Genomic DNA, 24,596 nt, shown 5'->3' with positions numbered 1-24,596 from the left:
GGATGCGAAGGAGCGCGCGGACTCGGCGTTCGGGTGCCGCGCTCCAAAGTGGGCGCCGGGTCTACATCGGGTGCTGCCGCACGCGAGGGGGGTTGCATGAGGATGGGACATTCGACGCTGGAGCGTGCGTTCGAGTTGGCAGACTCTGGCACCTTTCAAAACATCGACGAGCTTCGGGTGGCCTTGCAATCAGAGGGTCGACAGGACGTCGACGAAAACTTGGGGCTGCTTCTTGTCCGTCAGTTGAACAAGATGATCGAGGCTAGGCGCGCCTGATCGCGCTGCCCCGGGCGATTGGCATCCCCGCGTTTGCTGGAGTCGTCCTGTGTGCGGTGACACACTATCGAGCAAAACACGCCGTCAGGATTAAGACTCGCTAACCTAGATCAAGTTTGTAAGCTTGGCCCATCGCCGTCCCTTATCGAGGCATGTCGGTGACTGAGAGACACTGGAGTGCTCCCGCCGTGGGAGAGCCCTATGTCTACCGCAATCGTCCTTGCGGCCCTAGTCGCCGCGTTTTTCATCGGCGGACTTTTGGTTTCCGAATACCTCTGCCGCGACCGCGACGGCCCCGTGCCACGCCGCGACATCGAATCGACGGCGCACAAGGCCTACGGGATGCCGCCAGAAGATCAGCGTTAGTGCTGTGGGTCTCTCTGATAGGCGACCAGCATAGGGACTTGGCGACGCTCAGGGGCCGAAAGGCGCACGCGCCGAGGACGTTCGCGCGACGGTCATTAACTCAGTGTTAGGCGTGCCGAGCGAGGCTGAGGCGTGGGCCCGAGTATGGGGGTCGGCTTGGGCCCACGACCGGGTCACGCCGCCAGGGTGCGAGGTCCGCCTACATGACCAGCGGCCCAGCCCCGCTCGCCCGGCACCTCACCCCCAACCCCTGCTAGCCTCCACGCGGGCAAGGTAGTCTATCACACGACCCCGAGCGCCTGGCATCGCCAGCGCGGCCCGCAGGTGTGTGGCCTGCCTACGCCGCGGTGAGTCCCAAGGTTCGGCCGCCGGAAAAGTCGGCGCAAGGTCCAACAATGTCGGCTCGCCATCGATCACCGGCCATTCGCCAACAGTGAGATAGCCGCCCAGCGCCCGCCATTGCGACACCCAGCGCTCGGGGTGGAACAGGTTCGAAACGCTACCCATTCCAGTTGTCACCACATGTCGCTTGCGCGCGCGACACAGAAGCCGTCGCAATAGGAAAAGGGGTCAAATTTCGTTTTGTACCCATGCGCGCAAGCGACAACTGGTGACAACTAGACCCGGAGAGCATCACGAAGCGCCTCCCTCGCGGCCTCGCGGCGAGCCTGTTCAAGCGCCGCACGGTCCCCGAATTGCTCGTGGACCCGAGGATTGACGATCCATCGGGGCGTGTTGCTCTTGGGCGCAGGCTCCCCGCGTTCGAGCCACCCAAACGATTCCAGCTTCTCGCAAAGCGTGCGGACCTCATCGGCAGTCAGGTGCCGCAGCGATTGTGTTGAGCGCTGGGCATCGCGCGCGCCCACCTCGTCCAACCCCTTGGCAACGATCCACGCGGCCAAGGCGATTAACTCCTCGTGGCCTGCCGAAACCCCCCAGCATGCCCGCGTAGAACGCGACCGCGCTAGGCCGGATGAAGGTCTCCATGAACTTCGCGACCCGCTCAGCGGTCGGCAGGCTGATCTCGGCTGGCGGGTGGATGGCATCGGCATTGTCGATACAAAGCCAGAGCAGGCACAACCGGGCGAACAGCCCATCAAACTTGCCGTAGTGAGCGGCCAGCTTCGGCGAGACGGTTTCCAGCGCCTCGACCAGCGCCAGGTGCTCGACCTCGAGCCTTTCGCGGACAATGTGGGAGATCGGGGGCACGGACGCGCGCGTCCGATTTGCAGATTTCGTGACGGAAGCCGCCGGGAACTATAATTTTCAAACGGTGATGGCGACCCACAGTCGTTGCTTGCCGCGCTGGGGCAGTTCGGTGGTGGGGGAGCTAGCGTGCTCTACCTTGATCGTGTGGGCACCTTCTTTGCTGCTCAACCGTTCGACGACATTCTGAAGGAATTGGCTTCGTGCCTTGGCGGACACGCGCTCATGGGGCCCTTATTCGGCGTGCCTATGGTACTTGTCGAGGGCGACGACGATTACCGGATCTGGAGCCAGGTTCCGCGCCATCACCAGGTCAGTTTCTCCGTCCTGCCATCTGGAGGCCAGCAAATCTTGGCTCACCAAAGAGCGTTGGAGCGGGTGATGACGGCCCTACGGGAGCCTGGACAGCCCAAGTCTGGTTATGCGCTAGTCGATGGTGACAAGGGGAAGCCCTCTGAAAGCCCGGCTACACCGCAGCAGCATATCGCGTTTATTCAGTTAAACTGTCATGAAAGCGAGAATCTCTTTCTCGCGGACGAGGTCCTAGCCTCCCTTGGAAACGTGACTTGGGACCATGCCCAAGCCAAGATCGACGCAGAGGCCGCCAATTATGGCGCAAAGGAAAGTCTGCTTCGAGAAGTAGTTGGTTGTGATCGGCGTACGCATGACCTCAAACCCGTGATCGAACAGCTTTCACTTATCCTCGATCCCAAACGCGTACATTGGACCGTGCGCGTGGCAGCAGTAATAGGAAAGGCTCGACCGACCGGCCAGATCGGAGACTTTCTTGGCGAGGTTGTGAATGCCCTGTGGGGGAGACGGAAGGTCAGTGACCGATCTTGATGCTAGGATTTCTGTTCCAGGGATTGCTACGACCGCACTGAACATTCTAACGGGGGCGCGAAACCGCCTTCAATCACCATGCACGCGCTTCACATAAGATCCATCATCGACCCACCGGCCGTCAGGCCGACACGAATCCCTTCCAATTCTTCATGTAGCCGATGAAGGCGTCGGAGAGGCCTTCGCCCTCGAGGTGTTCGGGTGCGACGGGCCGGGCGACCGGTTCAAAGTCGTGATCAGCAGCCACCTTGCGCACGAAATCGTGGTGAAGGATCGCACCGCGGCCGATCAGCACGAAGTCGACACCCGCATCGAAGGCTCGCTGCACGTCACCGCCGCTCATAATTTTCCCGGCGACGCCCAACGGTGTGTTCCCCCGCTCCAACTGCGCAAACCACTCGATTAGCGGCTTGCCGGCAAAGCGCGGATCGAGCGGCTCTTTCCAGCAATCCCACAGCGACATATCGAGGTAATCAATCCGTCCCGAGGTCATGAGCGAGCCGGCAAGCTCAAGCGCTTCTGCGGTGTCGATCCCAAATCGTTCGGGCGAAAGGCGGACGCCGATCTGGAAATCCGGCGCTGTACGTTCCCGCAACCTGTCGATGATCGTATCGAGCACGCGGCGACGATTGGCGAACGAGCCGCCGAACCGGTCGCTGCGATGGTTATGCTCGGCGTCGAAAAACTGTCCGAGCAAATAGCCGTGGGCCGAATGGAGCTCTACCCCGTCGAAGCCCGCACGCTCGGCCCGAATTCCCGCGCCGACGAAAGCTTCGACAATGTCCTCCACCCCGGCGGTCGACAGCGCCTGCGCGCCGGTTTCTCCATCGTCCCAGGGGCACGCAGGCGGGCCGCCGATCAAGTCCGCAGGAGAGCGCATGCCAGCGTGATGGAGCTGTACAGCGGAAGCGCCGCCTTGGGAAAGCCCTTCGGCTAGGCGGGTGAGGCCGCTGAGATGCGCGTCCGACCAGATCCCGAGTTGTCCGGCAAATCCCTGCCCGCTGGCGAGCACGTGCGCTGCGCAGGTCATCGTCAGCCCGAAGCCGCCTGTGGCTCGCATCGTCAGCCAGCGGTATTCCTCCTCGGACAAGGTTCCGTCGGGATGACTCTGCTGATTGGTCAGCGGCGCGAGCATGAAGCGGTTGGGCAGCGCCGGGCCGCGCGGCAGGACGAGGGGCGAGAAGGGATCGATGCTCATGGCCACGTCCTATCAGGAAATCAGGAAGGCAGCGCCACCCCCTCAGTTCGTGAAGCCGCAAAAGCAGCCGATCCTGAAAGTCCCCATCTGTGACCTCGGCTGCCGGCTCTTGCCGGGCGAGGTCGCGCCAGTAACCGCCGCTGACCTTGGCCCGTGGTTCCCCACCGACGGCAAGCCAGCTTTGGGTGCGTTGACCAGTGTGGAGATCGACTGGCGCCGAGGGTCCGCCCATCCTCGTGCGCACCCATCCGGGATCGACGGCGCTGCTAACGACGTCGAACCATCTGCGCGCCAATACCGCCGCAAGCGCGGCCACGTGCAGTTTGCTTTCGGCATAGGCTCGTGCCGGGTCCCACTTGCGCGCCGTCCAGTCGAGGTCCTCCAGCGACCCTTCGCCGCCGCGGTGCGCACTGCTGCTCAGGTAGACCAGGCGCCCGGGCCGCTTGATGAGCGCGGTGAGGATGTACGGTGCCAGCGTGTTGACCGCCAGCACGGCCGAATGGCCTTCGGGCGTCGAGCCGCGGTCCGGCGCGGTGTAGATGCCCGCATTGTGGATCACTGCATCCATTCGGCCCAAAGCGTTGACCTGGTCTGCGATGCTGCAGGTTTCTTCGTGGCTGGCCAGATCCCCGATAGCCACCCCGGCTGCGCCGGGCCGCCACCAGGGCCTCCTCGGCCCGCGCTTTCGAGCGGGCGTGGAGCGTGACTGCGTGCCCATCCGCGAGCAACGACTGAGCCGCGGCCAGGCCAAGTCCGTCGGTGCTGCCGGTAATGAACACGCGTGCCATGCAGTACGGCTCCTCAATCAGCCTACGGCATCGAGAACTTCGACCTCGGGGCGACCCGCGAGCACGGCGCCCAACCCTGGTCCTGCCGCACGGAAGTGTTCCGATGCACGATGTGCCTCCAGCGCTTCTTCGTTGCGATAGATTTCGAGCACCTTGTATGTATTGGATTCGGTCCGGCTGCGGCTCAGCTGATAGGTGATGTTGCCGCTTTCGTTCGCCCGGACCTGTGCGGCTAACTCGGTGAACAGGCGCTCGAATTCTCCGCCTTTGTCAGGTTTAGCCCGCAGAGTTGCGATGACAGAAATCATGTCGATAATTCTCCCGAGCAGCGACCTTCGGCGTTCGAAGTGGCTGAACTACTGTGCTGGCAGTTGCACCGCAAAACGGGTCTCGCCAATAGCGCCGGCGAATTTGAACGGAGCGTCGAGGCCATCAAGCACGGTAGTGCCAGGGTCCGAGCCGATATCGAAGGTCTCGTTACCCGAGAATATGAAGGTTGAGAGAGCACCACTAACCGACGAACTCGCGACGTCCTTGCCGTTCACGCTGATCGTCGCTCTCGCCTCTTCGGGGCCTATCCTGGTAAACTGCAATCCAATTCGCGACTTTCCGACCACCTCGTTCGGCGCGCGAACGGTGAATAGTTCTCCGTCCAGGGCCCGGACTGCCACCGTTGGAATGCCGTTCAGCAAATAGAGACCCAAGCCTCCGAAACGTCCGCCTATCGCCATCAATGTCCCGTTGCTGCGCCGCTCAGATTCAACGGTCATCGACATAGAGAAGCTATGCGTGGCGATCGGAGGGGCCAACGCCTCAGGAATACGGCTGACCGCTCCGACATAGTTGAACAGTCCGCCTCGCGCCTGGAGATTGCGCTTGCCGCGATCCGCCATCAGGCGCTGCGCGGCACCTGTGTTCGTGAGAGGATAAACATTGTATTTTCCAGCCTCCTCATCGAACAAGCGGATCATCTCTGAGAGCTTCGCAGGATTCTCTGCTGCCACATTGTGTAGTTCGTTGAAGTCCTTGCGCTGGTCATAGAGCTGCCAGCCAGCATCCGTAATTGGGGGCTGGGTCTTGAAGTCCCAGGTTTGCAAGCGATGGGGCATCACCGCTTTCCACCCGCCAGCCCAGACCGCCCGGTTCCCGTACATTTCGTAATACTGGACTTTCTTTGCGTCGGGTGCGCGTGCCTGCTGATAGCTATAGGTTAAAGAGGTGCCGCTTGTCGGCTGCTGCGAAACGTCATTCACGGTGGCAGCGGGCTGGACCTGAGCTGTTTGGAGAATCGTCGGCATGACATCGCTGATGTGCGCATATTGGCCACGAATCTGGCCCTTTTCCGCTATCCCTTTCGGCCAGGAGATAATCAGTGGTACGCGGATGCCTCCTTCGAAGGTCGTCTGCTTGTAATAGCGAAATGGGGTGTCACCAGCGACAGCCCATCCTACTGGATACAATGGGTATGTGCCGGGCCGCCCCCATTCGTCCATATGCTGCAGATTTTGGTCCACTGACGCAAATCGGCCATTCGCCATGAGCTGCTCGCTGTATGTCCCCGTAACAGCGCCCTCACCACTTGCTCCGTTGTCGGACGTGACAATCACCATTGTGTTCTCAAGTTCGCCTTGAGCCTCGAGCGCGTCAATAATTCTCCCGAACTCGAAATCTGCGTGGGCTAATTGGGCAGCAAACGCCTCCATTGCGCGGGCATAGATCCGCCGTTCGTCAGCCGAGAGCTCCGCCCATGATTTCATGCCTTCAGGACGGGGCGGCAATTGAGCGTCAGGAGGGACCAATCCAAGTTCTTTCTGCCGCTTCAATGTCCACTCGCGAGCAACGTCCCACCCTTTGTCGAATTTTCCTCGAAAGCGCTGTAGCCATTCATCGGGAGCGTGGTGAGGCGAATGGACCGCTCCGGTAGCCCAGTATAGAAAGAATGGCTCGCGGCCAGGTCCAGCTGCCTGGCGTGAAGCTATCATTTCGATAGCCCGATCTGCCATATCGCTGCTGAGATGATACGCCGGATCTTTTGGAAGCTCGACCGGAGTATGGTCGTTCCAGAGGAGTGGCGCAAAGTTATCGGCGTCATAGGACAGAAATCCGTAGAACCGATCGAACCCCTGACCGCTGGGCCAATAGGTGTACGGCCCTGCAGCCGAGGCGTCTCCTGGAGGAAGATGGTCCCACTTCCCGACGGCGTAGGTTGAGTAGCCCGCCTGGCGCAGATTCTCGGCGATTGTTCCTGCGCTTCGTGGCACCAGCGCGTCTTGACCGGGAAATCCGATCGACATCGCAGAATGCCCGCCTATGTGAACTTCGTGGGAGTTTCGCCCGGTCAGGAAAGCGGCGCGACTGGCGGAGCAGATTGGCGTCGAATGATAATTCGAATAACGCAGGCCCTTTGCAGCCACCCGGTCGATGTTGGGTGTAGCAACCAATCCGCCGTAGCAAGATAGCTGACCGAAACCGGTGTCGTCCAGCATCCAGACGAGAATGTTGGGAGCTCCGGGTCGGGCAGCCGGACGCTGTATTGTAGCTTCCTTGGATTCAGCGATAGTTTTTCCGATCACGGGTTCTTCGCGGGCAGCCGCCGGCAAGCTGGAAAATGTCGCTATGACAAGTGCCAATACCGACACCCCGCAGCTCCATTCCGTCATTCCGTCCTCCCAGCTTTCCTGCGTTCAAAACGGCCGCTTCTGGCCTAACGCTTCTTGCGTATCTCGCAGGCACCGAATGCCTTGACGGCGGAAATCTACGAACATTAGATTTAAAGTCAAGGGCTGCCGATGCGCCATCTGGAGCCACCGGGCGATGCGGGAGTTGAATAGGCGTCGAAATGCGATAGCTTTGCGCGGAGCTAGTCGAATGTTTTCAAAAACTGCGAAGTAATGCAGTCACAATTTTATGATAATTAGCAAGTCAGCACAACTCGACTAGCTGCGCGGAAGCAAGAATAGTACGCCACGCGCCGCGTTTATGCAAGAAAATGTGTGCATATTTGGTATAAAGTAACCGGACCCCCTATGCCGGAGTGACATTAACATCGAACCCCTCAAGAAAGCTCATCCCAGAGATCTGTTCGGCCATGTCGGGGGTGGAGGGGGTGATCTCATTGAGGTTTGCACCCGGTCGATTATTGGCCCGTCGCCACCCGCCCATTTGCCCGCGCCCGTGGGGATAGGCGACGCACCCGGCGCGCACCTCGTCCGTTACTTTGACGGTCACTTCAATCCGTCCCCACGCGGTCGAGACTTCGACCGTCGCACCGTCGCAGATTCGGCGCGCGTTCGCATCATCAGGGTGGATAAGCAGAAGTGGATCGTCGTTCCGGGCGAGGCGATCAACGTTCTGCATCCAGCTGTTGATCGAGCGGAGGCGGCGAACGTTGATGAGACGAAGCTTTGCCGGGTCTCTTGGAGGCGAGGATTGCAGCCGATCAAACTCACCTCTTAGCAGCGGATCCCAAAGGTGGATCTTTTGATCAGAATGGCCAATCCGCTTGGTGAATTCGAACGCCCAACGGCCGCGCGCGATCATCATGCCGTGGGGATGTTCCTTTAGGACTGCGAGTGAAAGCCCGTCTTTGCCCTCGTTTCCGGCGCGCAAACCGGCATCCGCCAAATCGAATGGGGACGATGTACCGAACACCCGACCGCGGCCCATCCGCTCTGCCAGATCGCTCAAGATATCCCACTCTGTCCGCGCTTCGCCAATCGGAGGAACCACGGCGGCAACATGCTGAGCAAATGGGCGCACCATATGGTTCATAAAGAACTGGTTGATGTCTTCACGTTCGAGCGCGGTCGTGACCGGCAGGATGTAGTGAGCATGACGCGCCGTCTCGGTCATGTAGAAATCAAGCGATACCATTAGATCGAGCCCGGCGAACCCGTCGGGCAGGCGTGGTCCGTTGGGCATCGACATGACCGGATTGGCGCCACTGACCAAAAGCGTTTTGATCTGCCCTTCGCCAGGGGTCACCATTTCTTCGAGGAAGGTCAGACTCGATTGGGCACCCCAGACGCTTGGCAGTCCGCTGACTCGTGAGGGGATACCACCGCGCGTAGCGGCCGGCGAGATCCCCCTGAATTGCTCGTTGGTCGCGGTGCCGCCGTAGCCCCATCCAACTCCACCGGGCCGGTGGAACCGCCCGCAGACGACGTTTAGGGCCTGCAGAAGGAAGTTGGTCAATGTGGAATAACTACCTCGGCAGATGCCAATCCGGCCCATCGCTGCAGCTCGCTGAGCGCCCGCGAAGTCGCGAGCGAGGGTGCGAATGGCATCAGCCGCAATCCCGCAATGCGATGCAGCCAGCTCCGGTGTTACCCAAGCAAGCGCGGCGGCGAGCCGGGCCCAGCCCACACAATGATCTGCGATGAAGTCGTCGTCGCCCAATGCTTCTGCTGAGATCACCTGGAGCATCGCTCCGAGAAGCCACACGTCCGTGTCGGGCATTACGGAAACGTGTTCATACTTGCGGGCGGTTTCAGTACGGCGAGGGTCGATCACGATGACCCGGCCTCGCCGAGCGATTTCCTCGAGATCTTCTCTAAAGCGGGGGGCGATCAGGAGGGAGCCATGGCTGACCAGCGGATTCGACCCGAAGATCAAGAGGTGGTCGCATTCAGCTAGATCGGGAAAGACGAATGCGTGGGTACCGAAGAGAAGCTCGGTTGCGAGGACCGAGCTGGTGATATCTTCGGACGACGGCGTATAGAGTTTGCTACAGCCCATTGCCTGCTGAAAAAGCGCATTGGCCATGGCGCTCGGCCAACCCATGCTGGGCGGGTTGCCGGTGTTCATCGCAAAGCTGGCTGAACCATTTTTTTCGATCGACGCGCCAAGCCGATCGGCGATGTCCGCCAGCGCCTCATTCCAAGTAACCCGCACGAATTCGCCTGGTCCCCCTATACGCTTAAGGGGTGCTGTGACCCGGTCCTCATCGTAGGCGACTTCTACCAACGCAGGACCTTTTACGCAGATGTGCCCGCGCGAATGCGGATTATCGTGGTCAGGCCTGATCTTGACGATCTTGCCGTCCTTGACGTCCGCAACCATGCCGCACAGGGCTTCGCAGATCCGGCAATAGGTAACGTGTTCGCCATCTTCGCCTGGGACGGTCGTCAGGGCCATGGCCCATACTCCTCAGTGTTTCACAGGCAGAACCCTTGTCGGATGGACAGGCCCTGGGCTTGCTCTAGCGGGACCCCGGTTGTCTCCCCAGGAAGTCAGGCCTTGCCGGTCATCATGCTTGCACCCAGGGGTGCTGTGTCCTCGATCTCGATGTCGAAGCTCAGCAGCAGCCCGGCGGTCATGATGTAATACCCCGCAACCAGACACAGTTCGACCAGCTCCTCGGCGGAGAAATGCGCCTGTGCGCGAGCAAAGGTTGCAGCACTCGCACCGCCATCTCGCTTGATCTCTTCAGCCACCGCGATCGCTGCCTGTTGAACCTCATCCAGCCGTTCGAACGCTTTATCCGTGATGGACTGGAGCGTCGCCTCGTCCATCCCGACGGCGCGGGCCACACTGACGTGCTGGTGCCATTCGTAGTCGGAGTTGCAGAGCTGCCCGATCCGCAGGATCACGACTTCCCGCAATACGGGGTCAAGCTTGCCGCGAAGGAGCAGTTGGGTGCCGAGCTTACCGTAGGCAAGCATCGCGCCTTCGGCATGGCTCATCATGCGAGTGGCGTTGAGCGAGCCCATGCGTGTCAGCCGGTCGCGAATCTCTTCGGTTTGGGCGGACGGGTCGGGGTACGGCAGACGGGCCATCAGGCGAGCACAGCTGCTGGTGCTGCCGCTTCGACTGCACCCGGCGTTGCGAGCGGCCGAGCCCCGAGCACGGCTTTGACTTCGAGGTATCCCTCAAACCCGAAGTCGCCCCATTCGCGTCCGTTCCCTGACTGCTTGTAGCCGCCAAACGGTGCCATTCCGTCGGGGTGTGGCTGGTTTACCAGCACTTGTCCGACACGGAGCCGGGAGGCCACGTCGGCAATCAGGGTTTCATCCTTGCCCTGGATGTAACCAGCCAGCCCGTATTCGCTCGCGTTCGCGATTGCGATTGCGTCGTCCACACTGTCGTAAGACATGACGCAAAGCACCGGTCCGAAGATTTCCTCCCGAGCGATCGTCATACTGTTCTCGACATCGGCAAACACCGTGGGGCGCACGTAGAATCCGCTCGTGAGTCCGTCGGGACGACCTGGGCCGCCGCTTACTAACGTAGCGCCTTCCGCCACCCCAGCCTCGATCAGCCCTTGGATCTTTTCAAACTGGCTACGACTCACCACTGGCCCGATGTCGGGATTGTCCAAGGGGTTGCCGATGGCGATCGTGGCGGCCGCCGCTGCGACCGCTGCGACCGCTTCGTCCCGCCGATCGCGCGGGACGAGCATTCGCGTCGGCGCATTGCACGACTGGCCGGCGTTGGTAACGATCGCCCGAAATCCGGCGGCGGCCGCTTCTGCGACATCCGCGTCTGGTAGGATTATGTTGGCGGACTTGCCGCCCAACTCCTGATGGACCCGCTTGATCGACGGAGCGGCGGCCCGTGCCACCTCAATCCCGGCGCGCGTGGATCCAGTAAACGATACCATATCGATGTCGGGGTGAGCAGCTATCGCCCTGCCCACGCCCGGACCGTCGCCTTGGACCAGATTGAACACGCCAGCTGGAACACCCGCGGCATCGAGTACTTCCGCCCAGATCTGAGCAGAGAAAGGGGAGAGCTCGGAGGGCTTGAGGATCATCGTGCACCCGGTGGCGAGCGCGGGTGCGACCTTCGCCGCTATCTGGTTGATCGGCCAGTTCCACGGGGTGATCAGCCCGCACACGCCGATCGGCTCGTATTCGATTCGGGTGGTGCCGCGCATCCGGCTGAACTCGAAGTCCTTGAGCACGTTGAGCGCGATCTTGAGGTGGATGTGGCCAATCGCGCCATGCAGTTTGTCGGCAAGTTCGGCGGGCGCGCCCATCTCGGCTGTGATCGCGGCGGCGACATCGGCGCGGCGTGGTTTGTATGCGGCGATAATCGCCTCGAGTAATTCGATGCGTTCCTTGCGGCTGGATCGTCCAAAGCTGTGAAAGGCCCGTCGAGCCGCGACGACGGCGCGATCGACGTCTGCTGCGCTTCCCAACGCGACCTGGCCCGCAGATTGCTCGGTCGCTGGGTTGATAACTTCGATCGTTCGAGTGGCAGCGGGTTCGACCCATTTCCCGTCGATGTACATCTTGAGCGCAGTGCGCATGGCGTGATCCTTCAAGGCAGCTGATTGGCGAAGATCGCGGAACTGACCGTGGGAGCGCCCGGTCCGCCTGCAAGTAGGCAGGTCCGGGCATCGGCGACAGGATTGCTCGACTCGCCTCGCAACTGCCGAACCGCTTCAACCGCGAGCCCGATGCCGTGGATGAACCCCTGGGCCAGATTTCCGCCTGAGGTGTTGATCGGCAGTTTTCCTCCGTCGCTAATCAAGTTGTCAAAACGGATGACGTCGGCTGCGTTTCGATAGTCGCAAAACCCATGGTCGATGAGGGACATGATCCCCTGGGCATCGAAATTTTCGTACAGTTGGACAACATCGATGTCCGACGGAGAAAGCCCGGTGCTCTCGTAAAGCCGGCGCGCTACCGGTCGGAAACCGGCAGTCGCGTAAACCTCCGCATTGTCATTTTCGAGCAGATCGCCCCATCCCGCTTCCGTGCCCTGGGCGCATCCGAGCAGATAGACGGGTCTACTGGCGAGGTCGCGCGCCCGCTCGGCCGACACCATCAGCAATGCTCCGGCACCGTCATTCTCGCGCGAGCAGTCGAACAGATGAAAAGGCTCGGCGATAAGGCGGGATGCCCGAATCTGTGCGGGATCGAATGTCTGACCGAAGCTGACCGCCTCCGGATTGCGGCTCCCGTGAAAGTAGGAGGCGCTCACCAGATCGTCGACAATACTGCGCGGCACCCCGTGATATTCGAACAGGCGGTTGGCGCGAATTGCGCAAATCTGGGCGGGCGCGACAATGCCCGCGGCGAGCAGGTGATCGTTGAGATGGTGCGCCATCACGGCGGCAGACATTCGTCCGCTAGCGCCTTCGACGAGAGCACGGAATATTATCACCGAACTGGCCTGGCCGGAAAGTATCGCGGCTGCCGCAACGCCGAAGGCACCGGCAATTCCGCCGCCGCCGCCCCCCCAGACAGACGCCGACCAGCGCAATTCGCGAGTTCCAAGGTCAGGCATCAACCGGACCGGCTCGTTATGGTCGTCGCCATACGAAACGAAGCCGTCGACTTCCGCGGGGTCGAGCCCCGCCTCTGCACAGGCACCCAGGATTGCTTCGACCAAAACGCTTCGCTCGGGCAGCGGCGAGGCGCCGCGCTTGTATTGGCGAAGGCCCACTCCCGCGATCGCGGTGGTTCCGAACAGTGGGTTCATGTCCGGCTCCAGATCAGGGTTGGAATGCGGTCGTCGCCGACCGTCGTCTGACCGAAGCGTCCCACCAGGTTCTCGCCGATCCTCGGATCGATCCGCCCAGGATCATCCAGTAGCCCGAGCAGGCGCACACCGCATTCGTCGATTTCCGCAAGCACGGTGGCAAAGGGAAGCTCGAGCGCCTCGGTAAGCCCGAAACGATGCCAGGTGCGCGTCCATGAGAAAGTCGTTCCGCGCGGCTCCCTCTCGATCCACCGGATGTCGGAGTTTCCGCATTGTCCGCAGCGATGACCGGCGGGCCACATCCAGCGGTCGCAGCCGCCGCAACGAGGCAACAGGAGCCGGCCTTCCGCGAGGCCATGCCAATAGGGCGCGTCGGCGCCGTCCAGCCGGTTCATGCGATCAGGCGCCCCATTCCAGCTGCAGCTTCTCGAGCGCCATGACGGTGCCCGTGCGGAAGGGCCGTTCCGCCCCCTCGACGATTTGGAAACGCGGGATTGCCCGCATCCATTCTTCCGCCAGCACGCGGATTTCAGCCCGGCCGAGGACATGGCCGATGCACAGGTGCGGACCCGTCGAGAACGTGATGTGGGCCGTCTTCTTGCGGTCAATGTCGAGCACGTGCGGATTTTCGAAACGGCGCTCGTCACGACTGCCGACCGGCAAGAGGTTCAGCACCATGTCTCCGACACGGAACGGGACACCCATCAGGTCCTTATCCTTGACGACCAGCCGCGGCGAATTGACGACCCCGAAGGCGCGCACCGCCTCGTCGGCAAATGCGCCTGACAGACCTGCAGGATTGGCCGCCAGCCGCGCTTGGAGTTCGGGCATCTGGGCCAGCTGTTGGAAGGCAAAGCCGGTGACATTGGTGACGGTGTCCATCCCCCCGAGAAACAAGACGAAGCTCATCGCGAGTATCTCGTCATCGCTCATCACCCGGCCGTCCTCGATCTCTGCGTGGATGAAGTGGCTCATCAGCTTCTCGTCGGGCTTCGCCCTCTTTTCCTCAACAAGGTCTCTCAAGATGCCGAGTATAGTGGCGCTGAGCCGGGCCATTTCCGCGGCGTCGTTCTGGACTTCGAAGAATCGCTCGGCGAGGTGACGGAACTTGTGAAGCCTGGAGAGGTCCATCCCCATCAGCTCCATGAAGATTGTGACAGGAAATACCTTGGCGACGTCACCCATGAAATCGCAGGTTCGTTTGTGGGCGACATCGGCAACAATGGCTTGCGCCCAATGGCGAAGACGAGGCTCGAGGGCCTTTATGGCGGCGGGCCCGAACATCGGGGCCATAACCCGCCGGTATGGCAGGTTGTCGGGCGGATCCAGGCTCAGGGGGATGAAGAACGGCGGATTCTCGACCCGCGGGATTTGCATCTCACGAACCGAGAAATGCTCGGGATCGGTCGCCACTGCGGCGATCGCGTCGAACCGCTTGACCAGCCAGTGCCCGCCATTCGCGGGGGACCAGAAGATATCGGGGGCATGCGCGATCGCCTCGGCGTACGTGCGCTGCACGTCGCTCGACACCCGCGCGTCCGCGTAGATATCAAAGTCGTAGACCAGATCGAGCGGAACATGATCGGGAACATGACCGGCAATTGCTGGGTGAGTGTTCATGCGCTGAACTCCATTAGCGGACGCGCGGAAGCTGAGTGTAAGCGTCCGCGTAGCGTGCGCGGACGGCGGGCTTGGACAGTTTGCCCGTTGCCAGCCGCGGCAACGGCTCGCGCGAGTAGGCAACGTAGCGGGGCACCTTGTAATTCGCGAGATTGGCGTCGCAGTGCTCAATCAAGGCCCGGACGTCGATTTCCGCTGGGCCATGAATCACTGCCAGTGGGGTCTCGCCGAATTTGGTGTCGGGCGCCGCGATCACCATGGCTTCGACAATGCCGGGAAACTCAGTGATGACCGCCTCGACTTCGGCGGCGGAGATGTTGAGGCCGCCCGAGATGATCAGATCCTTCAGACGATCGATAAAGGTCAACATGCCCTGATCGTCGAGCGCACCGATGTCGCCGGAATGGAGCCATCCATTGCGAATGGTTCGGGCCGTTTCTTCCGGGTTGCGCCAATACCCCAGCATCATCGACGGCGACCGCATCAGGATTTCGCCGGTTTCTCCCGGCGCGCAGTCCGAACCATCCGGGTGCACCACTCGCAAGTCCATGAAGACGCTGCCCCAGCCGCACTTTTCGGGCGCGTCCAACGCGAGATGCTCGGGCATCATGGTGGCGTTGCCGCCTATTTCCGTTTGACCATAAATCTGGCGGATGATGATTCCCTTGGCCCTGTAGGCCTCCAACAACTGACGGCTGACCCGTGCGCCGCCCGCGGTGGCGAGCCGGAGCGAACTCAAATCCGCGTTGGCAAATTCGGGCAACGCGGCGATGAACTCGAAAAAGGCGGGAACTGCTCCGAAGCAGGTGATGCGTTCCCGCTCGATCAGGCGCAGCGCGGTCATCGGCTCGAACTTGGGCAGCATGAAGATCGTGCAGCCTTGCGTCGTGTAGTGCATCAACTGGACGAAGCCAGCCGATGTGTTGAGTGGCGCTAGGCTCAAGACGCGGGCTCCCGCCGCAGAGCTAGTTTCTTCCAACGCCCAGTTGGCAGCGTACGCGGTCATCGAGCGGTTGGTGAAGACGACGCCCTTGGGTTTGGCAGTCGAGCCGGACGTCGCAATGATAACCACCGGCGCGTCGGGGTCCGGATCGTGCGCGATTGTCGCAGCGTGGCCTGAGCGCAGTGCGTCAATGTCGTCAATCGGGCGTGGTTTCCTGCCCGAGGCTGCAACGTTCTTGCCGAAGTCAGCGTCTGCGAAGACGAAGCGCGGCTGAGTGGCATCGCATTGCTCAGCGATCTCTCGCGGGGTGTAGCGAAAATTGATCGGATTGACGATGCCCCCGGCCCGGATTGTTCCCATGATCAGAGCGACGTAGGCCAAACTGTTGGCTGCACAGATGGAGATCCGGTCGCCCGGTTCGAGACCGTCGGCGATGAGCATTGCTGCGACGCGGTCTGACCAGGATTTGTACTCGCCGTAGGTCAGGGTGTCGTCGCCAAGGACCACGGCGGGCTGGTCGGGACGCATTCGCGCCCACCAGGCAACTGCCGAAGGCAAGGTCTGCGCCATCTGTTCCTATCCCATCGCCGTCTCGCGTCCTGCGACGCCCGTTGCCACCTAGCTATTGATCATTCTATCTAATGGCAATAGGTTTAGTGAATGAGGCGGCCGAAGATGTCGTCACACCCCCGGAGGGAATGCATGAAACGCTTCGACTACGTGATCGTCGGCGCCGGCGCAGCTGGCTGTGTGCTGGCTTACCGGCTCAGCGAAAATCCGGCAATCTCGGTTGCGCTGATCGAGGCGGGGCCGCGCGACACTCACCCGTTCATAGCGATGCCGAAGGGCCTGGCGAAGGTCATGGCGGATCCCAACCACCTCTGGGCTTATGCCAGCAACCCCGAAGAATCCACGGCAGGGCAGTCCGAGGTGTGGGTGCGGGGTCGAGTGCTTGGCGGATCGAGCTCGGTCAACGGCATGATGTATGTCCGCGGCCAGCCCGCGGACTTCGACGCCCTTGCGGAGTTGACCAGCGACGACTGGAACTGGGAGCACATCGGCAAGGCCTACGCCGCGATCGAGAGCCACGAACTCGGCGCGGACGAGACACGCGGCGATCGCGGACCGCTAAAGGTGACGATGCCTGACCTGCGTGACGAGCTGTCCGAGGCTCAGATCGCGGCGGGTGAGGCGATGGGCTGGCCGCGAAAGGCCGACGTCAATGCGCCGGACAATTCCGACGCGATCGGATTCGCGCCACGAACGATCGCGAAGGGACGACGTCAAAGCGCCGCCGTCGCATTCCTCCGTCCAGCGCAGGACCGGAAGAACCTGACGATCCTGACGGAGTGCACGGTCGACCGTGTCATCTTTGCCGATCGCCGGGCTACTGGGGTGGAATTCCTCCGCGGCGGAGAACGTCACGCAGTTGGCGCAGGTCGTGAGATCATCGTCTGCGGTGGTGCGATGGCCAGCCCGGGGATTCTCGAACGTTCGGGCATTGGCGATGCCCGGCGGCTCGAGGCGCTCGGTATTCCCCTGGTCCACGAAAACCCGGAAGTCGGGGAAGGCCTGATCGAGCACCGCGGACTGATAATGCAGTGGAAGCTGAAGCGGGACATTTCCCAGAACAAGCATTTCAAAGGCTGGCGGCTGCTCCGCTCGACCCTGCAGTACTATCTTACGCGCAAGGGACCGATGGCTGCCGCGGCCTACGAGATTGGCGCCTGGTTCCGCACCAGACCGGGGCTCAACCGACCCGACGCGCAGATTTTGATAGCGCCGTTTTCGTTCGATTTCGCCAAGAACCGGCAGGACGTCGAAGCCTTCCCGGGAATGCACGTGGTGGTCTATTCGCTGCGTCCGACATCGCGCGGCAACATCCATATCGACACCCGCGACCCGAACGCCGCCGCTCGGTTCAACCCCAACTATCGAGCCAACCAAGAAGATCGGCAATCTATGATCGGCGCGGTAAGGGTGGTGCGCGAGTATGCACGAAAGCCGCCGCTCGACCAGATGATCGCTGAGGAGACAATGCCCGGTCCCGCGTATGCGAGCGATGCCGAGATTCTCGACGCCTATGATCGCTTTGGAACCTGTGCCTATCACGCGGTTGGCAGCTGTCGGATGGGCAAGGATGAGAAGTCGGTGGTTGACCCGAAACTGCGGGTCCGCGGGGTCGAAGGGCTCCGGGTGATGGACACCTCCGTCATGCCTGTAATCCCCGCGGGTAACACCCAGGGACCGACCATGGCGATGGCCTGGCGAGCCGCGGATCTTATCCTGAACGGGAGCACCTAGAAACGACGGGGCCGTTTATCTATTGACATTAGGTTGCGGATTGGTCGATATCGGCGTGCGTCTTCGAGCGCAGTCAAGCCCAGCGGCGGAACAATGCCTCGGGCCCTTGGGAGGATTGTTTGTGGCTCAAAAGCTCCGTGTCGCCGCTCTGTTGATCTCAACCGCGATGGTCGCGCCTGGCGCGGCGTTCGCTCAATCGCCGGCGTCCGTGCCTGCTGAGGCCCCATCGGCTGCCCCGGCCACGGACGTCTCGGAGACGGTCGATCCAAACGAGATCATCGTCTCGGCACGACGCCGTGACGAGCGTCTGCTGGATGCTCCCGTCGCGATCACTGCGGTCGGCGGCGAGACCCTGCAGAATTACAACGTGACGCGGGTGACCGATCTAGCAACGCTGGTCCCGTCGCTCATCACCAGTAAGGCGGCATCTGGCTCATCGGCCAGCATCTTCCTGCGCGGGGTCGGCTCGACAGCCTTGTCCGCGGGCTTTGACCAGTCGGTATCCTTCGTGGTCGATGGCCTGCCGATGAGCCGCGGCCGCGAGATCAGTCTGCCGCAATACGACATTCAACGAGTCGAGGTGCTCAAAGGTCCGCAGGCGTTGTTCTTCGGCAAGAACACCACCGGTGGGTTGATTAGCATTGTCACCAACAGCCCCACCGACAGGTTCGAGGGCGGGGTGAAGGCCGGCTATGGCTTTGAAGGCAAGGAAAAATATGCCGAAGCATTCGTCTCCGGTCCACTGAGCGATACTTTGCGGGCGCGGATCGCAGGTCGCTATTCGGACAGCGACGGCTCGTTCACCAACACCGCAGCGGCCACCTATCCAACGCCGATTCCAGGCCAGGTCCGAACGCGCAATTCCAAGTACCGCGGCTTTGCGGAAAGCTATGGGGCGCGCGCTACGGTGGATTGGGATCCTTCCGAATCCTTCAATCTGCAGTTCAAGGGTGGCTTCTCGCAAGTCAATGATGGTGGACCGACGGACATCGTCGAGCGGATCTGCGGCGGCGGACGAACCGTTCCCGCTACGGCCAACGGGATTCCTCCCAGCCCCAATGCCGATTGCCGTATCAACGGACGGTCCGATAGCTCGGCAATCCCCATCCAGGTTGCGCAGACAAACTATCGTTACGCGCGTGATGGTCGTCTTTATGCGGATTTCGCTTCGCAATACGGAATCATGACGGGAACGATCAAGAGCGATCCATTCGATGTGACGTCGATCACCGGATATTACAGATTCAAGCAAACAGACCTGAACAACGTTTCGGGCGAGGCGTATCCGTCGACTTTTACGCAGCTTGCCGAGTTCACCCAATACTCGCAGGAGCTGCGGTTCCAGTCACATTTCGACGGACCGTTTAACATGCTGTTCGGCGGATTTTACGCTCACGGCAAATTCGACTTCAACACAGATGCCTACATTTTTCCGGTTCCCCTCGACCCGCTCAACAACACATACGTCACATTCAAGCGCGACAATGGGTTCAGCACGGATTCGATGTCGCTGTTTGGCGAAGCCACACTCAACGTCTCCGACCAACTCGAATTGGCGGGCGGTGCTCGGTACAGCCTCGAATCGCGCGACTCGTTCCAACGTTCGCTGCCTGGCCACATCGCCTTTGCCGGGGCGTTTCCGGGCGGTCTTGAACTCAAGGACCGGTACCGGGAAAGCAACATATCCCCTCAGGCGACCATTCGATTCAAGCCCGAGCCCGACACCACTTTTTACGCTGCTTACAAACAAGGCTTCAAAGCGGGCGGCTTCAATATCTCCCAGGTTCTCACACCTGCGGCAACCGTTGCGGCAGGTCGCTACAAATCCGAGACCGCCGAAGGAGGCGAGGTCGGTGTCCGGACGCTCAAGCTCGACCGGCGCTTGAGCCTCAACGCGACTATCTATCGATACATATATTCGGACCTGCAGGTGCAGTTCTTCGACCCAATCGCTGTTTCGCTCATCGCGGGCAACGCGGGCAAGCTGCGTACCCAGGGTATCGAAGCAGACTTCAATTACCGGGTACCAGGCCTTACGGGGCTCAGCCTGCGGGGCGCAGCCGCCTACAACGATGCCAAATACCAGGATTACATTGGTCAGTGCTATCCGGGCCAGACGATCGTTCAGGGTTGCAATCTGCAGAAAGTTGGAGCTGCTTTCACCGCGCAGGACTATGACGGACGCACGCCGCCCAAGGCACCCAGGTTCGCCGGCCGAGCCGGTTTCACATGGGACGTGCCGGTCGGGTCGTCGGGATGGTCGGTGCGCGCCGTCAGCGATGTCAGCTACACGTCAAAGTTCAATTTCACCGACGCGCTTCGGCCGGACTCTGTGCAGAAGAGCTACACCAAGATTGACGCCAGTCTGGCCCTCCGAGGCCCGGACGATCGGTGGTCGATTTCGCTAATCGGTCGAAACCTCACCAACAAGCTCGTCGTCGCCGCAGCGAATGATATCCCTTTCACCGGGGGAACAGGGACGGGCACAGCGGGCCCTGCGACCTTGGCCGACATGTCGGCCTTCGTCGACAATCCTCGTGAGATATACGTCGAGGTCGGGCTCAAGTTCTAACGATGTGGGGCTCGGCTCAGGGGCCGAGCCCTTTCAGTGCTTGCGCTTGGTCGTCGTCAAAGGCCGGAACGAAGCCCGAAATCCTGCAAGCAGCGCCTTTAGGGCCTCGACATGAAGCCTTTCGTCGTTGTCCGGGGCGAGAGACAATGCCTCAGCCAGATTGGGAAATTTGGCTGGGTCTATCTCCGGCATCGCGGGGATGTGGTGCGCCTCGGCTGCAGCGGCGAAAAGCGAGGTCCCGTAGGTAAACTTCTCGACCGCCTCCAGAATGACCATGCGTACTTCGGGCGCGTAGGGACAATCGACCAGGCTCCGCTCGTAAGCAGGCAGCATCACCTTGCGAGGGAAAAAGCGCAGGGCCAACGGCGAGGCGTTCGGGTGGCGCAACATCACGCGGCGGGTCGCGAGGCTAAGCTCGATGGTCCGGGTTTCCCAATCGTCAGACCATTTCTCTTGTTCGGAGCCGATCTCCTCCATCATTCGCCGGGCAACTTCGGTGAGGATCTCCTCCTTATCCTTGAAGTGATGGTAGAGCGATGGCGCGCTGACGTGCAGTTCGCGAGCCACGACCTGCAGGTTGAGTCCGTCCAGGCCGTGACGATCGATCATCTTCAGGGCAGCCACGGAAGCTGCATGCCGGGTAATGAGGGGCGTCGCCGGGCGACCGGCACGTGGTACCCGCACGGGCTTTGCGGCAGTTCCTTGTGCAGATTTCAATGCGTTCACCCCATTTCGCGATCCACTCGCTCACCAATCGGTAAGCCAGCCGTTCTGCATAGACTAGCAGCTTGCGCGAAATTGCAATCGCAAACTAACAACGATAGATTTATGATCCTGCGGGGGATTTCTTGATGCCTGGATTGCGAAGCTATCAGTCGCCAGATGGGGTCACCTTGATCGCAGACGAAGCGGGTCCACCAGAAGCCCCTGCTGTTGTGCTTCTGCACGGAGGCGGTCAGACGCGGCATAGCTGGTCCGGCGCGATGGATGCGCTAGTCACCCGCGGTTACCATGTGATCAATTTTGATGCTCGCGGACATGGCGAGAGCGACTGGTCAGATGCAGGGCACTATTCGCTGGACGACCGGGTGGGCGACTTGCGCGCGATCGTCCAAGAGCTTGACCAGCCCTTCGCCCTCGTGGGCGCATCTCTCGGCGGGGCGACTGCAATCCATGCGGTCGCCTCAGGACTGCAGCCGGCAGCGATCGTCTTGGTGGACATCGTACCGATGCCCGAGCCTGTGGGTATCGACCGAATTGTCGGTTTCATGCGCGGCACGTCTGGGGGATTCGACACTATCGGGGACGCTGTGGCCGCGGTGGCCGCGTACAATCCGCATCGCAGGCGGCCGAGCGACCCTGAAGGGCTTCGTCGCAACCTGCGCGCGGGAAAAGACGGACGCCTCTACTGGCACTATGACCCGCGTATCGTTGCCACCGATCCCGAGTTACATCATTTGATCGTGGAGCAGTCATCACGGACTCTAGCCGACAATGACGACATGCCGGTTCTGCTTGTGCGCGGCTTGAACAGCGACGTTGTCAGCGACAGCGGCGTCGCGGAATTTCGGGCGATCCTCCCCTCACTGGAAGTCGCCGATGTCAGCGGCGCCGGCCATATGGTGTCGGGTGATCGCAACGATGCTTTCAACGCTAGCGTCATAGCCTTTCTCGACCGTGTCCTACGACCGGCAACCAGGACTTGAACGGAATTTCAAACGAGCCCGTGCTGGCTTTTGGGCGGCGTCCTGATCAAGCCCGACTCTGTTAAAACTATTGGCATTAGATTTAAAGTTTGATATGGCCGCCGGATAGCAGGAGAGGCAGTTAGACCCATGAACGAGGTCGTCGACATCACGAAGTCCGTCGGGCGCAAAGTCACTCGCCTGTCGGACCTAACCGCCAGCCAACAGGAATCGATCCGGCGCATTCCCGCTGAGAAGGACGCAGTGAATGTTCCGCTCGCGGCGACTCGCCCCAATGCGATCTTCACCGGTCGCGAGCGCTTTGATCTTGAGCAGACGAAAATTTTCCGCCGGTTCCCGGTGCCTGTCACGCTTGCGGCGCTGCTTCCCGATGCAGGCTCAATCGTCGCGGTCGAGGCGTATGGCGTGCCTCTGCTGGTGTCGAGAACGCGCGACGGTGACGTCAACGTCTTCGTCAACGCGTGCCAGCACAAGGGCGCGAAGTTAATTGAAGATTGCACCGTCCATACCCAGAGTCGAATGACCTGCCCATACCATGCGTGGACCTACGGCATTGACGGCAAGCTGATTGGCGTTGCTCGGGCGGACATGTTTGCCGGTCTAGACAAGTCGCAACGCTCCCTGAAGCGACTGCCAGCCCGTGTCTTCGGCGGCATCGTATATGCCCAGCTCGACGGCGGCGATCCTGACTATTCGCAGCTTTCCGACCAAATTGCCGCAGATTTCACAGCGCTCGGCATTGCCGACGGCCACGTCTATGGGCGCCAGACATTCGAATTGAAGGCCAACTGGAAGGTCGTCCTTGAGCCGTTTCTCGAGGGCTATCACGTTCAGCGTCTACACGCCGCATCCATAGGCAACCTGTTCGTGGACGCACCCAACATCGTCGATGTGTTCGGAGCCAATATCCGCCAAGTTTCAGGCCGGATCGACTATGATCCGGCGATGCTCGATGAGGACGCTGAAGCCAATATCCACAAGCTCGTGACGCATGCCTACACTGCGTTCCCCAACGTCGTGGTTGTGACCAGCCAGTACTATACCAGCGTGATGATATTGATGCCGCGCGATGCCGATCGCACAACGGTACACTACTTTATGCTCACCCCAGGCCCGGCGACCACACCCAAGGCTGAGGAGGTGTTCAAGCGTTCATACGAGCTGATCATCAGCGTGTTTGGCGGCGAGGATTTCCGCGCCGCGGAGATCAGCCAGGCCGGTCTGAGCACGGGCGTTCCCGACGAGGTCGTTTACTGCGGGCTGGAGGCTAACATCGTCCACTATTACGAGGCGCTTGAGTCGCTTCTCGAACGGGCGTGAACGGCGAGCAGCACCAGCTGTTCGAAGCAATCAGTCGGAGGCTCGCGGCCGCCGACGCTAGTGCAGCTTGGGACGGGTTGGTTGTTGCCGGGGTAAGCGGGTTTCGCGTGGCTGAGACTTTCGGCGGTCTGGGCCTCGTCGCGCGGGAAGCCGAGCCGATCATGGCAGCTCTGGGCGAAACAGGTCGGTCAACGCCTTTTCTCGAAAGCAGTGTCGTGGCAGCCGGACTACTTGGCCGCTTCTCGGGAGTGGCTGATGCGACGCTGCGCAAACTCGCGGGCGATGGAACCGTCTGTGCTGTCGCCGGGATCGATCCGCGTCTCCGTGGTGGCTTGGCAGGGTCCTCGGTTGGGGAGGAATGGACTCTCAGCGGGCGAGCTAAACTTGTGCTTCACGCCGAGTCGGCGATGGCATTCCTCGTTGTCGTTCCGCTGGGTTTCCGGGTCGGTCTGTTTCTTGTCGAACCTGGCGCCGGTTACAGGATCGTCGGTTATCCTACAATTGACGGCCGGCGGGCGGCCGACGTAACATTCGCCGACACCCCGGCTTTGCTTGTTTCGGACGACGCAGCTGAAGCGGTGGATGTCGCTATAGACGAAGCGCTAGCCTGCATCGCAGTCGAGGCAGCGGCGATCATGCGCCGATTGGTCCGCGACACCGTTAGTTACACCCGCCAACGTCACCAGTTTGGACAGACCTTGTCCCAGTTCCAAGTTGTCCAGCACCGCCTGGTGGACATGCACATACAGGCGCGTCGAGCGGAGGCGATCGGGCGGCGGGCGATGGAAGCGTTGGACGGTCCCGCCGACGTCCGATCACGGATCGTCAGTGCCGCAAAGGCGACCGTTGCAGCCGCAGGGCGATATGTCGGGCAGCAGGCGGTGCAGCTTCACGGCGCGATGGGTATGACCGCTGAGCTCCCCCTCTCGGGCTTTTTCAAGCGGCTGACCGTTATCGAAAACGAACTTGGCTCAGCCGACAAGCACTTAGCCCGGTATGCCAGCCTGCGCGAGGCGCGCTAGGT

General features: G+C 61.1%; 21 protein-coding genes and 1 pseudogene. 8 read left to right on the top strand and 14 right to left on the bottom strand.

The features are described from left to right. Nucleotides 1-96 precede the first annotated feature (96 nt). A complete protein-coding gene (locus tag GKE62_RS08740; RefSeq protein ID WP_154691912.1) occupies nucleotides 97-276 on the top strand; it encodes a hypothetical protein in 180 nt (59 codons plus the stop codon). A 201-nt stretch (nucleotides 277-477) separates the two neighbouring features. Then, a complete protein-coding gene (locus tag GKE62_RS08735; protein ID WP_154691911.1) occupies nucleotides 478-642 on the top strand; it encodes a hypothetical protein in 165 nt (54 codons plus the stop codon). A gap of 237 nt (nucleotides 643-879) precedes the next feature. On the opposite strand, the gene GKE62_RS08730 is transcribed toward GKE62_RS08735, so the two are convergent. Beyond that, a complete protein-coding gene (locus GKE62_RS08730) occupies nucleotides 880-1,149 on the bottom strand; it encodes a hypothetical protein (protein WP_154691910.1) in 270 nt (89 codons plus the stop codon). A gap of 300 nt (nucleotides 1,150-1,449) precedes the next feature. Continuing rightward, the gene (locus GKE62_RS08725) at nucleotides 1,450-1,851 is read right to left on the bottom strand and encodes a hypothetical protein (RefSeq protein WP_154691909.1); all 402 of its coding nucleotides are present in this window, start codon (nucleotides 1,849-1,851) and stop codon (nucleotides 1,450-1,452) included. A gap of 126 nt (nucleotides 1,852-1,977) precedes the next feature. Here GKE62_RS08725 and GKE62_RS08720 point away from each other — a divergent pair, with 126 nt between their 5' ends. Continuing rightward, the gene (locus GKE62_RS08720) at nucleotides 1,978-2,691 is read left to right on the top strand and encodes a hypothetical protein (RefSeq protein WP_154691908.1); all 714 of its coding nucleotides are present in this window, start codon (nucleotides 1,978-1,980) and stop codon (nucleotides 2,689-2,691) included. Between the two features lie 121 nt (nucleotides 2,692-2,812). Here the strand turns inward: GKE62_RS08720 and GKE62_RS08715 are convergent, their stop codons facing one another. The 11 genes and pseudogenes from GKE62_RS08715 to GKE62_RS08665 form a co-directional block, all read right to left on the bottom strand. Continuing rightward, nucleotides 2,813-3,889: an NADH:flavin oxidoreductase gene (locus GKE62_RS08715; protein ID WP_154691907.1), complete on the bottom strand. Its 1,077-nt coding sequence runs from the start codon at nucleotides 3,887-3,889 to the stop codon at nucleotides 2,813-2,815. 292 nt (nucleotides 3,890-4,181) lie between these two features. Beyond that, nucleotides 4,182-4,607, bottom strand: a pseudogene (locus GKE62_RS19740) (NAD-dependent epimerase/dehydratase family protein); the annotation flags it as partial. Between the two features lie 87 nt (nucleotides 4,608-4,694). Next, nucleotides 4,695-4,985 (bottom strand): putative quinol monooxygenase, encoded by a 291-nt coding sequence (locus GKE62_RS08705; RefSeq protein WP_154691906.1) that lies wholly within the window; start codon nucleotides 4,983-4,985, stop codon nucleotides 4,695-4,697. Nucleotides 4,986-5,033: 48 nt separating this feature from the next. Further along, the gene (locus GKE62_RS08700) at nucleotides 5,034-7,316 is read right to left on the bottom strand and encodes an arylsulfatase (protein WP_195908681.1); all 2,283 of its coding nucleotides are present in this window, start codon (nucleotides 7,314-7,316) and stop codon (nucleotides 5,034-5,036) included. 385 nt (nucleotides 7,317-7,701) lie between these two features. Next, complete coding sequence (locus GKE62_RS08695; RefSeq protein WP_154691904.1) at nucleotides 7,702-9,813, bottom strand: molybdopterin-dependent oxidoreductase; 2,112 nt, start codon at nucleotides 9,811-9,813, stop codon at nucleotides 7,702-7,704. A gap of 95 nt (nucleotides 9,814-9,908) precedes the next feature. Then, complete coding sequence (locus GKE62_RS08690) at nucleotides 9,909-10,454, bottom strand: carboxymuconolactone decarboxylase family protein (protein ID WP_154691903.1); 546 nt, start codon at nucleotides 10,452-10,454, stop codon at nucleotides 9,909-9,911. Beyond that, nucleotides 10,454-11,929, bottom strand: a complete 1,476-nt coding sequence (locus GKE62_RS08685) for an aldehyde dehydrogenase family protein (RefSeq protein ID WP_154691902.1) — start codon at nucleotides 11,927-11,929, stop codon at nucleotides 10,454-10,456. The genes GKE62_RS08690 and GKE62_RS08685 overlap by 1 nt, the downstream gene beginning before the upstream one ends. An 11-nt stretch (nucleotides 11,930-11,940) precedes the next feature. Next, a complete protein-coding gene (locus GKE62_RS08680; protein WP_154691901.1) occupies nucleotides 11,941-13,107 on the bottom strand; it encodes a transporter in 1,167 nt (388 codons plus the stop codon). Further along, complete coding sequence (locus GKE62_RS08675) at nucleotides 13,104-13,502, bottom strand: Zn-ribbon domain-containing OB-fold protein (protein WP_154691900.1); 399 nt, start codon at nucleotides 13,500-13,502, stop codon at nucleotides 13,104-13,106. The genes GKE62_RS08680 and GKE62_RS08675 overlap by 4 nt, the downstream gene beginning before the upstream one ends. Before the next feature lie 4 nt (nucleotides 13,503-13,506). Next, on the bottom strand, nucleotides 13,507-14,727 hold the full coding sequence (locus GKE62_RS08670; protein ID WP_154691899.1) for a cytochrome P450: 1,221 nt from the start codon (nucleotides 14,725-14,727) through the stop codon (nucleotides 13,507-13,509). Nucleotides 14,728-14,740: 13 nt separating this feature from the next. Next, a complete protein-coding gene (locus tag GKE62_RS08665) occupies nucleotides 14,741-16,240 on the bottom strand; it encodes a class I adenylate-forming enzyme family protein (RefSeq protein ID WP_230207025.1) in 1,500 nt (499 codons plus the stop codon). 132 nt (nucleotides 16,241-16,372) lie between these two features. On the opposite strand from GKE62_RS08665, the gene GKE62_RS08660 reads away from it, so the two are divergent. Together GKE62_RS08660 and GKE62_RS08655 are read left to right on the top strand one after the other, a co-directional pair. After that, a complete protein-coding gene (locus tag GKE62_RS08660) occupies nucleotides 16,373-17,974 on the top strand; it encodes a GMC family oxidoreductase (RefSeq protein ID WP_154691898.1) in 1,602 nt (533 codons plus the stop codon). Between the two features lie 121 nt (nucleotides 17,975-18,095). Beyond that, complete coding sequence (locus GKE62_RS08655; RefSeq protein ID WP_230207024.1) at nucleotides 18,096-20,546, top strand: TonB-dependent receptor; 2,451 nt, start codon at nucleotides 18,096-18,098, stop codon at nucleotides 20,544-20,546. Between the two features lie 33 nt (nucleotides 20,547-20,579). On the opposite strand, the gene GKE62_RS08650 is transcribed toward GKE62_RS08655, so the two are convergent. Next, complete coding sequence (locus GKE62_RS08650) at nucleotides 20,580-21,155, bottom strand: TetR/AcrR family transcriptional regulator (protein ID WP_195908680.1); 576 nt, start codon at nucleotides 21,153-21,155, stop codon at nucleotides 20,580-20,582. Between the two features lie 284 nt (nucleotides 21,156-21,439). Here GKE62_RS08650 and GKE62_RS08645 point away from each other — a divergent pair, with 284 nt between their 5' ends. The 3 genes from GKE62_RS08645 (at nucleotide 21,440) to GKE62_RS08635 (ending at nucleotide 24,594) form a co-directional block, all read left to right on the top strand. Continuing rightward, a complete protein-coding gene (locus GKE62_RS08645) occupies nucleotides 21,440-22,252 on the top strand; it encodes an alpha/beta fold hydrolase (protein WP_230207023.1) in 813 nt (270 codons plus the stop codon). A gap of 129 nt (nucleotides 22,253-22,381) precedes the next feature. After that, nucleotides 22,382-23,572: an aromatic ring-hydroxylating dioxygenase subunit alpha gene (locus GKE62_RS08640; protein ID WP_154691895.1), complete on the top strand. Its 1,191-nt coding sequence runs from the start codon at nucleotides 22,382-22,384 to the stop codon at nucleotides 23,570-23,572. A gap of 107 nt (nucleotides 23,573-23,679) precedes the next feature. Continuing rightward, the gene (locus GKE62_RS08635) at nucleotides 23,680-24,594 is read left to right on the top strand and encodes an acyl-CoA dehydrogenase family protein (RefSeq protein WP_154691894.1); all 915 of its coding nucleotides are present in this window, start codon (nucleotides 23,680-23,682) and stop codon (nucleotides 24,592-24,594) included. The last annotated feature ends 2 nt before the right edge of the window (nucleotides 24,595-24,596 follow it).

The sequence above is a fragment of the Novosphingobium sp. Gsoil 351 genome, from assembly GCF_009707465.1.
Lineage (GTDB): Bacteria > Pseudomonadota > Alphaproteobacteria > Sphingomonadales > Sphingomonadaceae > Novosphingobium.
This window is presented reverse-complemented; position numbering and strand designations above follow the sequence as displayed.